Below are 16,751 nucleotides of genomic sequence, written 5' to 3'. Positions count from 1 at the left end.
AGCTTTTTAAAGTTTGGATGCTGACTTATCCGCGATTTTTACGATTGCGTAAAAATGCTGGTACTTCAAGCGTGTCATCCTGTACATAATTTTGTTGATTTTGACGTGGTTGTTCTTGCTGCACATGCACTTCTTGACGGTGCTCACGAATCGGAGCTTGCTGTTGTTGTGTAGCTTGTCTGTTTGTATTTAACGTCGGTCGTGGAGCATTACGCTGTTGCTGTAAAGCTTCCTCTGAGAAACCAGTTGCAATTACTGTCACGATAATTTCATCTTTTAGATTTTCGTTAATAACAGAACCGAAAATCATATTTACTTCTTCATCTGATGCTGATGCTACAATATCAGCAGCCTCTTGTACTTCAAATAGGCTAAGATTTGAGCCACCAGTAATGTTCATAAGGACACCTTTTGCGCCATCAATTGATGATTCAAGTAAAGGACTTGAAATAGCCTTCTTAGCCGCTTCTGCAGCACGGTTTTCACCTGTAGCAATACCAATACCCATTAACGCTGAACCTTTGTTAGACATAATTGTTTTTACGTCTGCAAAGTCTAAGTTAATAAGACCTGGCGTTGCAATTAAATCTGAAATACCTTGTACACCTTGTCGTAAAACATTATCTGCTTCACGGAATGCTTCTAGCATTGGTGTAGATTTATCGACAATTTGTAATAACTTGTCGTTCGGAATAACGATTAAAGTATCAACTGACTCTTTCATGCCACCGATACCACCGATAGCTTGTGTTTGTCGTTTGCGACCTTCAAACGTAAATGGACGAGTTACAACACCGACTGTAAGAGCTCCTAAATCGCGAGCAATTTGTGCGATTACTGGTGCGGCACCAGTACCAGTTCCTCCGCCCATTCCAGCTGTAACGAATACCATATCTGCACCACGAAGAACTTCCTCTAATTGTTCACGGCTCTCTTCTGCAGCTTTTTTCCCTACTTCAGGATTAGCACCTGCACCTAATCCACGTGTAAGTTTTGTACCAATTTGTAACTTTATTTCTGCCTTCGATAAATTTAAGGCCTGTGCATCTGTGTTTACTGCGATAAAGTCAACACCTTGTACACCATGTTCTATCATTCGATTGACAGCGTTGTTACCGCCGCCACCAACACCAATGACTTTTATTACTGCAAGTTGATCAACACTTGTATCAAATTCTAACATTTCTTTTTCCTCCCACGGTAACTCGACTCTGTATCATTCATTACGCATTCAAGTTAATCAAAAAACTTATCAAATAATTTTTTTGCTCTTCCGATTACGCTTCCTTTTGGTTCTGAAGGTGTAGCATATTCTTGCTTTTTAGGTGTGGCTGCAGGAGATCCTACAACTGCATATTCAATAGGTTGCGTAATAGCACTTTTTCCATAAAAATCATCTTCTAAATAGGCGTAACGAATAAGTCCAACTGCCGTCGTAAATGAAGGCTCTCTAACGCCAATATAGTCAGGTGTATATATTCTAACACGAGTTTGCAGTATCTGACGTGCCAGTTGAGCAATACCGTCAAGCTTTGCAACGCCTCCAGTCAAAACAACACCACCTGGTAAATCTCTAACACCTAGACGGGCTAATTCGTCAATGACTAATTCAAATAATTCTTCCAATCGAGCGCCAATTATTTCTGAAATATAGCGTTGGCTGTACTGATCTGTTGAATCTGTCCCTACAACCGGTACTTCGAAGAGTTCTTCATCAGATGCATCATCATAATAGGCATGTCCAAATTGATGTTTAATTTGTTCTGCCTGTTCTGTTGGTGTTTTTAAGACGATTGAAATATCTTTTGTAATATGATCGCCACCAATTGGAATGACACCTGTATGTGTTAATAACCCCTCTTCAAATACTGCGATAGTAGTTGAACCGCCTCCTAGATCAACAAACGCGGTTCCTTGGTTTTTTTCATCCTCCGATAATGCAAAAAAACCTGCTGCTAATGGTTGCAAATATATTTCTCGAATGCTTAGACCTGCACGTTCTACACAACGTAGAACATTGTGTAAAAGTGTTTTTGAAGTAGTAATCATTGTGGCATCCATTTCTAAACGGATGCCAATCATGCCTCGTGGATCTTTAATCTCATCTAAATTATCCACAATAAACTGTCTTGGAATAATATTCACTAATTCACGTTCAGGAGGTATTGACATGACTTGTGCAGATTCTACTACTCTATCTAAATCATCATCTGTAATTTCTCTATTTTCACTGTTTACAGCGACTACACCTTTAACCAGCTGTAACATCGTCTGGTTAGCTGGAACACCTAAAACGACTTCATTAATTTGATATCCTGTCATTCGTTCAGCTTGATCTATTGCTTTTCGAATTGATTGAACTGTTGCATCAATATCAACAATCGCACCTTTTCGAACTCCATTCGATTTTACATTTCCGACCCCAATTACATGTAACTGACCGTCGCTCATTTCACCTATTAATACCTTGATAGAGGATGATCCTATATCAAGAGAAATATATAAATCTTGCTGATTCAATTCGCTGCACCTCCTCGAAAAAATGCTCTTATTCTCATTCTATTGTAAATTCGGCATAATGTCTAAGCAAATCGAGCATTTAGCTCAACTTTTCTCTCATTCTATGGAATTTTTGTTCCTTTTGTGACGTTTCTCATCTATTTTAGTTAGTAAAATACGCCTAATTATTGCTATATTCTGGAACAATCGTACTCCAAAAGCGAAAATGGCCGCTAAATACAAATCTATTCCTAAATACACACCTAAAAAGGCTAATCCCGCTGCCAAAATTATATTAAAAAAGAATCCTGATACAAATACTTTATCGTCATATACTTGCTGTAATTGAGCACGAATACCGCCAAATAATGTATCTAAAGCTGCTAAAACAGCTATTGACAGATAATTTTCATATATAGAGGGTATTTGCATATTTGTTAACAAGCCGAGGGCAAGTCCAAATATCAAACCTAAAAATGGTAGCCACATATATTATTCTCCTTTTTTCACCTCTGTTAAATAATCATTTGTCAATGGCTGATCAAATGCTGGAATTATTAAATGCTCTGTTGGTTCCTCTATTATTAAGTTAAAGTTGTCCAAATAAAAGGAATCAATAAATGTGGAAGCCTGTAATGAATTGTACATTTTTTGCGCTTCCTTAAATGAGCTTGTCCCAACATAAATTTCAAAGGGTGGTGCGGACAGTGGTACACTGTTCACTGTCGTCTTTCCATTTATGTCCCGAATGGATGTTGTCTGGACAACTCTATTTCCATCTATCGAGACACTCGCTGCATTGTTTTTAAACAGAGCATTTAGTAATTGGGTTAGTAAATCCGGCGAAATTTCTTTGATTTCATACCCCATTTCTACTAATTCGGGCGCTGGTTCAACACGAAGTACAACTCCGGGCCCTGTCACTTCCGTTAATCCGGCCTGTTGCTTTAAACGATCCAGCGTTTGATATAATGCCGACTGTAAATTTGCTTTCTCAGATTGCTCATAGCGACCCACTACTTCATTAAGTGAACGAATTTCTGCTAATAATGTGGAATGCCTTTGCTTTTCTTCTGCTAATTCCTCTCTTATGGCCCAAATATCTCGTGTATCTCGCTCAGCTGGTTGCTTTATGGTATTGTATTGTACCGCTATCATCAAACCGATAATAAATAGCACGATCGTTATTCGGGTATACATATTTTTTTTCAAAATAGCCCCTCCTAGACGTATCGTAACCCCTTACAGATTTACGCCTTAGATCTTTAATTAAAAACGTTTAACTTTCTACTTTTGCTTTTGTCATCGTTAGCTTTTGCTCTTCTTCAAATGATACAACAATATTGTCATTTAATAATTGATCCACAACGCCACCTTTTAAGTTTAAGGAAGCTTTGAATGTTGCTGTATCTCCTACAGCCTCGATGACGAATGGAGCTGGATGTTGCTTGCCATCAATCGTAATGACTGGTCCATTACAGCGTATATAAGAATTCGCCAAAACACGTTGACCATTAATAGCAATTGCTTGAGCGCCAGAAATTTTAAGCTCATTGAGCAATTTAAAAATATGGCTTTCATGCACGATATAATCATTAGGATTAGCAGATTTTGGATCGTAATCACCATCTTGAAGAGTTATACGTATCCCTTTTCCTTCTGATTTTAAATCGCCTAACAACAAACGTAAATCCTCTGCTTCTTCAACAAGCTTTGTATAATCCTTTTTGCTAGCGACGAATGATTTTTCATACTTACGAATTTTTTCCTGCATAGCATTCGCTTCTTCTGATAATTCTTTATTGCGTTCTTGCTGTGCAATTAACTCCTCACGATATGAATCCTCTTGCTCCAAAAGCTTGGGATTGGTCGAACCTGCATCTCGATTATCTTTTGCCTGGTTGTAGGAATAGCCAATGATAAACCCCATAGTCACACAAACAATAAGCAACTGAAATTGTTTTCTTGAAAAGAAATTTTCTTTGCTATTCTTTTTCTTTTTCATCTTTTTCCACTTCCTGGTCGGCCGCATCGGTATCTATATCAATAGCTGCTTGGTTGTACTCATTATTGAAAGGACGATAATACGAGCCTACCTCTAAATCGATAACTCCCTTCTCCAAATTTGAAATTTGTGCCACAAGTGAAGGGTAATGATTTAGCTTTTCTGCTAATGTTTGAATAACAGCTCGGACTTCATAGCCATCGTTCATATAGAGCTTGACTGCATTAGGGTTTGAGTTATTGCTGTTAGTATTGACTTGAGAAATGAGAGTTAATACTTCTGGATTTAATTGTGCTAACTGCTTTACAAGTTTCTTAATTGTCTTTTCGCCAGATATGCCGATAAATACAGGTGCATCAATCGGGATCTCATCTCCAGCTTGATCAAAGCGCTTGCCATTTTCAAGTAATGGATAATAAGTACCGTCACCAGCTAAGTACGCAACCTTTTTCCATTCTTTAATTTCTATTGCCACGCCTTGAAGCCAATTACGTTTAACATGTGCTTCTTTCACCCATTTATCCTTTAGTAATAATTTCTCTACCTCTCCTTCTTTAAATCCCCACATTGACTTCCCAGTTGTAAGAGTACTTGACTTCAAATAATATTGTTCTTCTACTAATCGAGCGCCGTTGACTGTAATTTTGTTGATTTTACTGTAAGGAGATTGAAAATAAAGGAGTACTGCTAACACGATAAAGAAAAGTAATATTAGCACTATAAATTTCCGATTTGTACGCTTTTTTCGTCGCTTTTTTAGCGTAGGTATGCGATCTTCTATGTCAATTACTTTCTCCAAAAAGTACTCCTCCTTTATATTTATTTCGCTAATTGATAAATAATACCTATTATTAGCCACATTGTTACTAAAGATGTTCCTCCATAGCTGATAAAAGGCAATGTGACCCCTGTTACAGGTACTAAACCAATCACTACTGCAATATTTAGAAATGCTTGTACGGCTAACATTGTTACAAGTCCGATGATCGCGTAATAAGATGTTCTTGTTTTAGCCTGCACCGCAAATTTATAGCCTGCATAAATCGTCAGTACGAAAAGTGCTAAAATAACAAGTCCCCCAAATAATCCGACCTCTTCAAGGATTATTGCGTAAATAAAGTCATTTTGTGGTTCGGGTAAATATAAAAACTTTTGCCTACTTTGTCCAAAGCCATGCCCGAAAATCCCAGCCGGACCTATAGCCATTAACGACTGCACAGCCTGAAACCCACTTCCTAAAGGATCGACCCACGGATCAATAAATGCCTCAATTCGCTTTAGTCGGTATGGCGCTGTGACAATCAAACCTACTAATCCAGCAATTCCAACAATCATAAACATTGCATAAAGCTTTAAAGGATAGCCTGCCACAAAAAACAATAAAAACACAGAAACAACAAGAATAAAAACTGAACCAAAATCGGGCTGTAGCATAATAAGTACAACAGGCAATAATAAGATCAATCCATGCCGCCAATTAACAATCGACGTACCCGTTTTATGCTGCGCTAAAATATGGCTCATGTATACAATGACGGTGATTTTCGCCAGTTCAGCTGGCTGAATTGTTAGGGGACCTACGCCAATCCAGCTTTGAGAACCATTTCGTACAAGTCCAATTCCCGGTATAAGTACAAGGACTAGTAAAACTAACGAAAATATATAGGCCATTTTCCAAAAGGACTGCTCTTTCAAAATATTTAATCGAACAGTAATTAAAAACACTACAATAGCTACGGCAAAGTATAGACTTTGCTTCATATAAAACGGCATTTTCTCACTATAATGAACGGCACTCCAATAGGTACCTGCAGAATAGACGAAAATAATGCCGATTATTGAAAGCATCAATGTTGTGACGAGCAATAAATAGCTTTCTTTCCCTCTCAGTAATGCCATCCTTCCAAGTCAAGTATATTCTAAAATAGTTACAGGCTCGTTACAGCTTCATTACAGCATCAATAAAAACATCGCCTCTTATTTCAAAGCTGTCATATTGATCCCAGCTTGCGCAAGCCGGAGATAGCAAAATAACATCGCCCTCTGCTGACATCGGCGCAGCATAGTGTACTGCATCCTCAACATTTTGGGCAATGACAGTTTGCTGTACACCACATGATTTTGCAAATTCTACAAAACGTAGTCCTGTTTCTCCAAAGGCAACAACACCTTTTACATGGCTCATACATGGACGCAATTCTTCAAACGAATGTCCTCGATCTAATCCACCTGCAAGTAAAATAACAGGCGCCTGGAATGCATCTAAAGCACTTTTTGTAGCTAAGCAATTTGTTGCTTTAGAGTCGTTGTAAATTTTCCGTCCGTTCCATTCACGCACAAATTGAGTACGGTGACGAACGCCTCCAAATTTCGCTAGCACTTCTTCCATTTTAGCTTTGTCACAGCCAACTAAAATACAAGCTGCGACAGCTGCTAAAATGTTTTCTAAGTTATGCTTACCAGGCAAAGCGATATTCGCTCGATCTAAATACGGCTCACCTTGCCAATAAATTGTTGTGTCATCCGCACTAATTCCTTCATCCGTGCGTCCCTTAGAACTAAATGGTACCTTTTGAGCTTTTGATTTTGTTGCATAGCCAACAACAACCGGCTGATCAGCATTATAAATAAAATAGTCGCTTTCATCTTGATTACGTGTAACACCAAATTTTGCCTCAGCATAGTCATCAAATGTCCCGTGATAATCAAGATGTGCATCATAAAGATTTGTTAATATAGCAATCTTCGGCTTAAACGTTTTAGTTCCCATTAATTGAAAGGATGATAACTCTGTAACAATTACATTATCCTTTTGTGCTTCTCTTGCAACACCACAAGCAACTGTTCCTATATTCCCTGCAATTAACGGTTTTAAACTACCGTTATTCAGCATGTCGAAAATTAACGTTGTCGTAGTTGTTTTACCGTTTGACCCTGTAATACCGACAAATGGCGCTTCACTAATTAAATAAGCAAGCTCAATTTCTGTCCAAACAGGGATTTCACGGCTTATTGCATCTGCTACTATTTTGTTGCTATAAGGAATTCCTGGATTTTTCACAACTATTTCAAAGCCCTCATCTAGTAAATCTTCTGGATGACGCCCACAAATAACTGTAATCCCCTTTTGCAATAGACCTTGCGCATCTGGGCTTTCGTCAAATGGTTTTGAATCATTAACCGTCACAAAGGCGCCAAGCTCATGTAAAATCTCAGCCGCAGCCACACCACTTTTAGCTAGACCTAAAACAAGGACTTTTTTATGTTGTAAATCTGTAAAATTTCTCATAAGAACGCCTCCGATAAAACTCCAATCAATGCTACTGCTAAAGCTGTTGACCAAAAGACAAGTACTACCTTCCACTCTGACCAACCTGATAATTCAAAATGATGATGAATCGGACTCATTTTAAAAATACGTTTTTTACGAAGTTTGAAGCTACCTACCTGTAAAATAACCGATAATGTTTCAATAACAAACACTAATCCAATTAATAACAGTAAGAATTCTGCTTTTTCTAAAACAGAGACCATAGCTAATGCTCCACCTAATGCTAGAGAACCTGTATCTCCCATAAATACTTTTGCAGGATTCGCATTAAAAAGTAAAAACCCTAATAATGCACCTGTTACTGCAAATGTAAATAAGGCGATATCAGCTTGCTCTTGGAACAGAGCAATAACACCAAATGCTGCAAAGGCAATGGATGCAGTACCCGCTACAAGCCCATCTATGCCATCTGTTAGATTCACTGCATTTGAGAAGCCAACTAGCCAGAAAATTAAAAACGCTACATAGAAAATACCAAGATCGATCGTCCAATCTGTAAATGGTATTGCAATTGATGTATCAAACGATCCATGTAGTAAGAAATAAGCCAAGACTGAAATGACAATTTGACCAATAAGCTTTTGAAGTGATGTTAGTCCTAAATTACGTTTAAAAACAACCTTTAAGCTATCATCTAACAAGCCGATTAACCCAAACCCTACTAATACTAGTAGCAATACGATGGTTTGTGTTGTAAATAAATCTAAATAGCTACCTACTCCAACAGTAGTGAGGATAATGGCAATTAAGAAAATAATGCCCCCCATTGTTGGAGTACCAGCTTTCTTCATATGGGATTTTGGCCCCTCCTCACGAATACTTTGACCGAACTTTAATCGGCGAAGAAGTGGAATAAAAATTGGTGCCAGGATAACTGTTACTATAAAAGCAAGAGCTAAAATGGTAAGCGTTGTTGCGAGTTTCATTGAAAAATCTCCTTTAAATCTTGTTTCACTTTCTTCTTGGAGAAAAAAGCACAAACTTTCATGTATTTATTACTACCCTTCATAATAATAGTGGTTCTTTCCCATTTTTTAAAGGTAAAGTTAATTAGTTTTCTAAATAAAGATGAATGGTGCCATCTTGTTTGATAACACTATCCACTTCAGGCAGCTGATTGCCAATTTTAGTCCCTTCCCCATGCCATACAATGCGGAATGGATAATGTTGCTTGGCAATATCGTCCTTCGTTTGACCAATAAAACTTGGTACCTTCACAGTGATTGGGTCACCCCATCGATAATCCTTTTCAAGCTGTTCTTTCGATTTTTCAATGCCAACAAAAGGTGCAATATCTTCAATAATTTGACCAACGATTGGAGCTGCTATCACACCGCCAAACTGCGTTCCCTTTTTCGGGTTATCTACTGCTACATATACGACAATTTGCGGATTATCCGCAGGTGCGAAGCCAATAAACGATACGATATATTCACCGTCTTTATAACGGCCATTCTCTACCTTTTGTGCCGTACCTGTTTTACCACCTATTCGTAATCCATCTCGGTAAGCTTGACGTCCTGAGCCCTTTGCTACAACAGATTCTAATGCACCTCGAACCTTTGCAGACGTCTCCTCACGAATAACTTGTTTTTTAACTTCTGGTTTAGTCTCTTTTATAGCGTCCCCAGTATTAGGGTTAAAAACCTTCTTCACAACATATGGCGTATACAGCTTGCCCCCATTTATTGCTGCGGCTACTGCTTGCACTTGTTGAATTGGTGTAACGGCAACCCCTTGGCCAAATGAAGTTGTGGCCTGCTCAACAGGTCCAAAAGCATCCTTGGAAAATAAAATCCCTGAAGCCTCACCAGCAATGTTAGAACCTGTTTTTGTACCAAAACCAAAATCTTTAACATACTGTAGTAGTTTTTCATTACCTATTCGCTGACCTAATTCAATAAAGCCAGGGTTACAAGAATTTTCTACCACTTCAAGGAAGGTTTCAGATCCATGACCTTCTCGCTTCCAACAACGCAATCTTGCTCCCGCAACCATTGAATAGCCTGGATCATAAAAAGTATCCTTCTCTAAATCCACTACATTTTCTTCCAGTGCTGCGGCGAGTGTTATGATTTTGAACGTTGACCCTGGCTCATATGTCATCCAAACCGGTAAATTTCGATTGTAGATAGCGGGCTCTACCGTTTGATATTCTGCCGGATTGAAGGTAGGGTATGAGGCTAATGCTAAAATTTCGCCATTGTTTGGATTCATAGCAATGGCCATTGCTTGGTCAGCATCATAACGCTTCATCGCCTGTGATAATTCACGTTCAACGACCTGTTGTGCATCTACATCTATCGTTAGCTCGATCGTTGCGCCATCTTCACCAGCCTTCCAGGCACTCTTTACATTCGGTAAATTATTCCCTATCGCATCTGTAAAGATTCGTATAGCCGAAGAATTAGCCTGTAACAGCTTATCGTATTCATATTCAATTCCCGCTAAACCTTGTGCATCATAGCCTGTGAAACCTAAAAAACGAGATAGTAGGGTACCATATGGATAATCCCTTGAATAATCGACACCACTATATAATCCCTCAATTTGCATACCTTGTAACTCAACTGCTTTTTCATAAGGAATATTTTTCCCTTCTGGTGCCAGCTTTACTAAGTACACTTTCTTCTTCATTTTTTCCAAAAGCTTTTGTTCATCTACACCTAAAACTTGTGCAATTTTTGCCGCTGCACCTTCAATATCCTTACTTTGAGAAGGCATGAAATATAAAGTTGGTGCAAGCTTATTTGTGACAATATTTTTCCCCTTACGGTCAGTAATATGCCCTCGCTCATTGGCAAAAGGAATTTCTCGGTCCCAATTCTCTTCGGCTTTCTTTGTCAGTTCTTTTTGATCTAATACTTGCAAGAAGAAAAGCCTAATAATAATCGCAACGGCTACAAACATAAACAATACATATAAAACACGCAAACGCTTTTTGGAATGGATAGAAATCCACTTCATTCGACATCACACCTTGTTTTTTACAACGTATGAAATAAAGTGGGCTTCTATTCAGTCTTTATTCAGTTTCACCCTCAGTTGGGGCCTCTACATCTTTGATAAAGCTTTCAGCTGGCGTTTTCAGCTTCACGACAATCGGTGAACGATCTGAAATTACAGTACCTGCCGAGACGCTTTGACTAGCTACAAAGCCTTCTCCAACGACTTCAAGTTCTAACTCTGCCAATGCCTTAAAAGCAAGTACATTACGCAACGACCAGTTAGTGAAGTCTGGAAGTACTACATCGCCTGCTGTCTTTAAAAACACAAAATTACCTTTCACAAGTTTTTGTGGACCTTTTGGATATTGGTCAATAATTTTACCGCCACCACCAACAATAATTGGCTGCAGACCATCATTCTGAAGCTCTACTTGTATAGCTTCAGCACTTTGACCTGTGTAATCTTGTATTTTTGTATCGTCAACTTGCTTTACATCCTCAGGGTTAACATTTAAATACTTTAAACTATTTAACATAACAGGGTTAAATACTTTTGAAACTGGTATAGAACCAGCTTCACCCTTTAATTTTGGCCTTTTTATAGAGACATACATAATGAGCTGAGGATCATCTACAGGAGCCATCCCTAAGAAAGAATATAGAAATTCATTTGATCCCCATGAATACCTACCATTTCCTAAAGGAATTTGGGCAGTACCTGTTTTCCCTGCAACTTCATATTCATCAAGAATAAAAGCCCTCGCTGAACCATCGTCAGCTGTTAACGTAGATGCAAGGGTTTCTTTTACTTGTTTCGCTGTGTCAGCTGAAACTGGTTTTCCCTTGACAACCGGCTCATGCTTTTTAATCGTTTTTCCTGTCGAAGGGTCAACAATCCGATCAATCACATATGGTTGCATCATTTTCCCTTCATTCGCAATCGCTGTCAATGCTTGAATTAATTGAATCGGCGTTACCGTAGAACCTTGACCGAACGTTGTTGTCACTCGTTCTACTGGATATTTGGATAAAAGTTTTCCTGATGCTTCATTCGGTAAATCAATACCTGTTTTTTTACCAAATCCAAATCGATCTAAATAGTCAAAAAAGACATCCTCACCAATAAGCTTTAATAAGTGTGCCATTGCAGTATTGGATGAACGTTGGAAGCCTTGTAAATAAGTAATATACCCCCAACCAACTCTATTGTAATCTTTAATTACACGATCATGGACTCTGTATTGACCTGACGGATACGTTTTATTTGGATTCCAAACCCCTGTATCAATAGCCGAAGCGAGCGTGAACGTTTTCATCGTCGAACCTGGTTCTATAGTCTCTTCAATAGCTTCGTTCAGCCACTTCATATTATCGCCTTCGCGTGTATCAGGGTTAAACGTAGGCCGCTGTGACATAGCTAGGATTTTACCTGTTTTCGGATCTGCTACTATAGCTGTCATCCCTTCAGGGTTATATTCCTTTTCAACCGCTGTCATCGCTTCCTCTAAAAAGCTTTGAATTGTTTTATCAATTGTTAAATAAATGTCATCACCATTTTTAGCAGGTGTCACCATCTTTTCACTATTCGGTAATAAATAACTGAAAGCATCTGTCTCATATTCTACCTTACCGTCTTTTCCAGTTAGTTCTTTGTTGTAAGTAAGCTCAAGACCCATTTTCCCTTTTGTTGTAAGAGTACGATCCTTATTTTCTTCTTTTAGTGCGAAACCAATTAAGTGCGAGGCAAAAATACCATTTGGATAATAACGTTTTAAATCGTTTACAAATAAAATCCCTGGTAAATTCTCAGCTTTGATTTTACTCATCGTCTCATGACTTAATCCACGTCCCGCACCGCCAAATTCAACTTGATAAGGCTTTTCACCATCATCTTTTACTCTAGTAAGCTGTTGATAGATTTTCTTTTCGTCTATAGGGATATATTCTGCTAATATTTTTGCAGTTTTTTCTGGATCTACTACATGTCGAGGTTTTTTTGAATTCGTCGTGGCCTCTTTATTGACAATTGCGATTAGTCGATAACTAAGTGTATCCTCCGCAATAACTTGTCCATTTGCATCAAAAATTTTCCCCCGATTTGCTGTTATTACACTTTCTTTGCTATATTTTGCAGCTGCCTTTGCCGCAAGCTCTTGACCTTCCACTTCACCTGTCGCTTGTAACGTCACCATTCTCGTGAACAATAGAAAAAAGAGCCCTCCATAAAAAATCAATAATAGAAAGGCTCCCCATTGGAATCGAAATCTCTTTTTTTTCATTCTCCCGGCACTACCTTTACATTTTTCTCATTTTGAGTTAAACCGAGTTCTTTAGCTTTGTTCCATATGTTTTCGTATGTAGACAGTTCACTTACACGAACTGTCAAGTCAACATTCTGTTTAGTAATCTCTTCTGCTTCAGTTTCGATTTTTTGAATGTCCATGCTGGTTGTCTGAATGGCTGCTTGCTTATTTAACACTAGTACTGACATTACAGCGATAATGCTAACTAATGCAATTAGCATTGTTTTTTCAAACTTCTGGTTCGATTTTTTACGACGTTTGATAGTGGGTTGTGGGCTAGGGGGTGTTATTGGTTGTTGCACTTGCTGTTGCTGGTGCTGCCTTACACGAACTGCTGCCATTTACTCACTCCCTTTGTCGTTAATTTTCTCTACCACTCTAAGCTTTGCTGAGCGAGCGCGATTGTTTACAGCTAGTTCTTCATCAGAAGGAACGATCGGCTTTCTCGTGATAAGCTTTAAAGTTGGCTTCATGTCATCAGGAATTACTGGTAAATTCGGTGGTAATTCCGGTAATGATGACGCTTCCTTAAAAATAGTCTTGCATAGGCGGTCCTCCAATGAATGGAACGTAATGACACTAATGCGTCCACCTACGTTTATCATATCAATCGCATCGACTAATGAATCCTCTGCTGCGCCTAGCTCATCGTTAACAGCAATTCGTATTGCCTGGAATATGCGCTTCGCTGGATGTCCACCTTTACGGCGAGCCGCTGCTGGAATACCCTCTTTAATAAGTTCTACAAGTTGGCCAGTTGTTTCAATCGGTGCTACCTTACGTGCCTCTTCGATTTTTCGAGCAACTTGTTTTGAAAATTTCTCTTCCCCATAACGGAAAAATATACGTACTAAATCTTCATATGCCCATTCATTTACGACATGAAATGCTGTAAGGGATGCCGTTTGATCCATGCGCATATCTAAAGGTGCATCATGGTGATAACTAAAGCCTCGTTCTGGTGTATCAAGCTGTGGTGAAGATACGCCTAAATCATATAAAACACCATCAACTTGCTCAATACCAATCGCTAATAGCTCTTCTTTTAAATAGCGGAAATTCGAATGAACGAATGTCACACGGTCAATATAAGGTGCTAATCGAATTTTTGCATTGTTAATAGCTGTCATATCTTGATCAAAGCAAATCAAACGCCCTTTTTCAGATAATTGTTGTACTAAATATTCGCTGTGTCCTGCCCCACCTAACGTACAGTCCACATACACACCATCAGGATCGATGTTCAACCCATCAACTGTTTCTCTTAATAACACGGTTGTATGATCGAACATACCACTCGCTCCCTTCAGGCCTTAACTTCATCTAGCTGACACTTAAGTGTCTAAAAAAGTTAAAAATCAAAGCCAATCATATTTTCTGCAATTTCATTAAAGGATTGCTCCGACTCACTAAAGTAAGTCTCCCAAGCATCTTTCGCCCATACTTCAATCCGATTCGAAACTCCTAACACGACACATTCTTTCACAAGATGTGCATGCTGCATCAGAGTTGAAGGAATGTTAATGCGTCCCTGCTTGTCTATTTCTACTTCCGTTGCTCCAGAAAAGAAAAACCTTGCAAATGCACGTGTATCTTTTTTGGTCATCGGTAAGCCCTTTAATTTTTCTTCGAGTTTTCGCCATTCATCCATAGGATAGCCAAATAAACAATTATCAAGTCCGCGTGTTACAACAAACGTTTCACCTAAGGCTTCACGAAATTTTGCGGGCACGATTAATCGTCCTTTTGCATCAACAGAGTGTTGATATTCTCCCATGAACATGCTATTCACCCCACTTTATTAAATAATGTACCACATCCCCCCACTTTCCTCCACTTTTTTTAAAAAAAACTTGACATTTTAACAATTAATGTGCGATTAGGCCTTTAACAAATTATTGGAACCGTGCTAAATGACTCAAAAAAAGAGCTATCCTTAGTAGGATAGCTCTCTATTTACTATTTATATCGACATTATCCATCAAATTCACATTGTATCAAATTATTAATTAGGTATATAGATACAAATATTGGATTATAAATAAATTATATAGTGGTGATTGCCAACGCTATAATTTTGTTTCAGCATTTCAGTAATTAACATAGGCCCAAACTCATTAAAATATTGATATGGACTATAAGTTCTTTCCTGGAACCCCTCATTTGGATACAGCTCATTTTGTAACGTCATAAATTTTCGGATCGTCGTTTCATGCTTGTTAAGAACAGTTTGTTCAACCTTTTGCTGTAAATACTCAAATTGCTTTAGGTGATTCTCTTTATTTTTCTCAAGTATTTTATCTAATAATAGCTGTTGTTCTTCTAAATAAAGTTGAAGTGCATCATATTTTTCTAAAAGATCTCGTTGCATCGTTTGAATTTGACGCTTCGCTTCAGTGTCTTGTACGTCAGCGACATACCGCTCTTTAAGCTGCAACACTTTACCATCCCAAACCTCAGCAACAGTTAAACGATTTTCACGTAAAAGTTGTTCTGCGTGACGTGTAACAAGTGTAATATGAAGACGTGGAGCAAAAATCGGCATTTGTAAGCCTAATACTGAAAATGCATCCTTCAATGTCGCCCAGTAGGCAAGCTCCCCTGGTCCACCAACAAATGCCAGCACAGGCAATGTCATTTCCTGCATTAACGGACGCGTCACAACGTTATTACTTAACTGCTCAGGATGTTCTTCAGCAATTTTTAAAACTTCTTCACGAGATAGTTTGATATTGGCAGCTAGATTGACAAAATGCTGATTTTTTCTTTCTAAAAGATGACGCTCTTCATCTTCTACATAAAATAAATTGGCAGCTTCGTTTGTTGCCAAAATAGGCTGGCCATAACCTGCACGTTCAAGCTCCGCTTCCTTCTCCGTTACCACTCTAGCAATTTCTTCATTTTTATGAATGATACGGGCAAAATTCCCACTCTCATATTGACGGAATTTAAAGTCCGCTGCATCTATCATCAATAAACCTTCATCTTTAAACAAGTGGTTCATAAGTTGCGCAAAGAAGTCCGTAAACGTGTCACTCTTATTTAGAGTATCTACTAATTGTTTAATAAGCATTTCAGTGAATTCTGTTTCACCCATATCCTTCATAATAGTATTTATTAATTGTGTCATGGATTCTTTGTTTATTCTTGTTTCAGAAGCCATTGTTTTACGTCTTGAGCGTTCACCGTATGCACGTTTTTTAATATCTACACCATGTACTGTATACGTATGGTTAATTTCCTCTAAATCATGATCTTCTCCAGCTATCCAAAAAACAGGTACAACCGGTCGCTGTAGCTTTACACTTTGCTCTTTCGCTAATGCAATAACCGAAATCGCCTTATGCACCGAGTAAAGAGGGCCTGTTAAGATACCTGCTTGTTGCCCACCAACAACCGTAACAGCTCCTTGCTCTAGTTGTTGCAAATGTTCATTCGCTTTCTTCGAAATACCAAGAGGCTCCATAAATTGACGTATGATGGCTGTTAATTCTTTTTGATCATACGCATGCTGATCTAGATATTGCGCACGTTTCTCAAAAGATTTATCGTTATATTCGTATTCAAAAAACTCACGGATGGCAGTATTCGGTGACCAATAATCTGCTAGCAAACGGTTTTTTATGGGTACTTGGATTGACTCCAGTTTCATTTAACACAAACTC

At 38.5% G+C, this 16,751-nt stretch carries 15 protein-coding genes; all 15 read right to left on the bottom strand.

Going from position 1 to position 16,751, the window contains the following annotated elements; translation table 11 throughout:
- Window positions 1-25: 25 nt before the first annotated feature.
- The 15 genes from ftsZ to bshC all read right to left on the bottom strand — a co-directional run bounded on the left by ftsZ (window position 26) and on the right by bshC (window position 16,738).
- Complete coding sequence (gene ftsZ, locus AC3WSO_RS05640) at window positions 26-1,183, bottom strand: cell division protein FtsZ (protein WP_492529431.1); 1,158 nt, start codon at window positions 1,181-1,183, stop codon at window positions 26-28.
- A 53-nt stretch (window positions 1,184-1,236) separates the two neighbouring features.
- On the bottom strand, window positions 1,237-2,520 hold the full coding sequence (gene ftsA, locus AC3WSO_RS05635; RefSeq protein WP_492529429.1) for a cell division protein FtsA: 1,284 nt from the start codon (window positions 2,518-2,520) through the stop codon (window positions 1,237-1,239).
- 96 nt (window positions 2,521-2,616) lie between these two features.
- Window positions 2,617-2,988, bottom strand: coding sequence for a small basic family protein (locus AC3WSO_RS05630; protein WP_079559774.1), 372 nt, complete (start codon window positions 2,986-2,988; stop codon window positions 2,617-2,619).
- Window positions 2,989-2,991: 3 nt separating this feature from the next.
- Window positions 2,992-3,711, bottom strand: a complete 720-nt coding sequence (locus tag AC3WSO_RS05625; protein WP_492529427.1) for a DUF881 domain-containing protein — start codon at window positions 3,709-3,711, stop codon at window positions 2,992-2,994.
- Between the two features lie 67 nt (window positions 3,712-3,778).
- Complete coding sequence (locus AC3WSO_RS05620) at window positions 3,779-4,504, bottom strand: DUF881 domain-containing protein (protein WP_492529425.1); 726 nt, start codon at window positions 4,502-4,504, stop codon at window positions 3,779-3,781.
- Window positions 4,485-5,303, bottom strand: coding sequence for a cell division protein FtsQ/DivIB (locus AC3WSO_RS05615; protein ID WP_492529423.1), 819 nt, complete (start codon window positions 5,301-5,303; stop codon window positions 4,485-4,487). Before AC3WSO_RS05615 ends, AC3WSO_RS05620 begins: the two co-directional genes overlap by 20 nt.
- A 20-nt stretch (window positions 5,304-5,323) precedes the next feature.
- Window positions 5,324-6,403 (bottom strand): putative lipid II flippase FtsW, encoded by a 1,080-nt coding sequence (gene ftsW, locus AC3WSO_RS05610; protein WP_492529421.1) that lies wholly within the window; start codon window positions 6,401-6,403, stop codon window positions 5,324-5,326.
- A gap of 40 nt (window positions 6,404-6,443) precedes the next feature.
- Complete coding sequence (gene murD, locus AC3WSO_RS05605) at window positions 6,444-7,793, bottom strand: UDP-N-acetylmuramoyl-L-alanine--D-glutamate ligase (RefSeq protein WP_492529419.1); 1,350 nt, start codon at window positions 7,791-7,793, stop codon at window positions 6,444-6,446.
- A complete protein-coding gene (mraY, locus tag AC3WSO_RS05600) occupies window positions 7,790-8,761 on the bottom strand; it encodes a phospho-N-acetylmuramoyl-pentapeptide-transferase (protein WP_492529417.1) in 972 nt (323 codons plus the stop codon). The genes murD and mraY overlap by 4 nt, the downstream gene beginning before the upstream one ends.
- Window positions 8,762-8,885: 124 nt before the next feature.
- A complete protein-coding gene (locus tag AC3WSO_RS05595; protein WP_492529415.1) occupies window positions 8,886-10,802 on the bottom strand; it encodes a stage V sporulation protein D in 1,917 nt (638 codons plus the stop codon).
- 58 nt (window positions 10,803-10,860) lie between these two features.
- Window positions 10,861-13,062: a penicillin-binding transpeptidase domain-containing protein gene (locus AC3WSO_RS05590; protein WP_492529413.1), complete on the bottom strand. Its 2,202-nt coding sequence runs from the start codon at window positions 13,060-13,062 to the stop codon at window positions 10,861-10,863.
- On the bottom strand, window positions 13,059-13,427 hold the full coding sequence (ftsL2, locus tag AC3WSO_RS05585; RefSeq protein ID WP_492529411.1) for a cell division protein FtsL: 369 nt from the start codon (window positions 13,425-13,427) through the stop codon (window positions 13,059-13,061). Before ftsL2 ends, AC3WSO_RS05590 begins: the two co-directional genes overlap by 4 nt.
- On the bottom strand, window positions 13,428-14,378 hold the full coding sequence (gene rsmH, locus AC3WSO_RS05580) for a 16S rRNA (cytosine(1402)-N(4))-methyltransferase RsmH (protein WP_492529409.1): 951 nt from the start codon (window positions 14,376-14,378) through the stop codon (window positions 13,428-13,430). It abuts the gene before it with no gap.
- A gap of 59 nt (window positions 14,379-14,437) precedes the next feature.
- A complete protein-coding gene (mraZ, locus tag AC3WSO_RS05575) occupies window positions 14,438-14,869 on the bottom strand; it encodes a division/cell wall cluster transcriptional repressor MraZ (RefSeq protein ID WP_079559763.1) in 432 nt (143 codons plus the stop codon).
- 252 nt (window positions 14,870-15,121) lie between these two features.
- The gene (gene bshC, locus AC3WSO_RS05570; protein WP_492529407.1) at window positions 15,122-16,738 is read right to left on the bottom strand and encodes a bacillithiol biosynthesis cysteine-adding enzyme BshC; all 1,617 of its coding nucleotides are present in this window, start codon (window positions 16,736-16,738) and stop codon (window positions 15,122-15,124) included.
- Window positions 16,739-16,751: the final 13 nt, after the last annotated feature.

Source organism: Lysinibacillus sp. EB106-09-02-XG168 (assembly GCF_058791475.1).
This window is presented reverse-complemented; position numbering and strand designations above follow the sequence as displayed.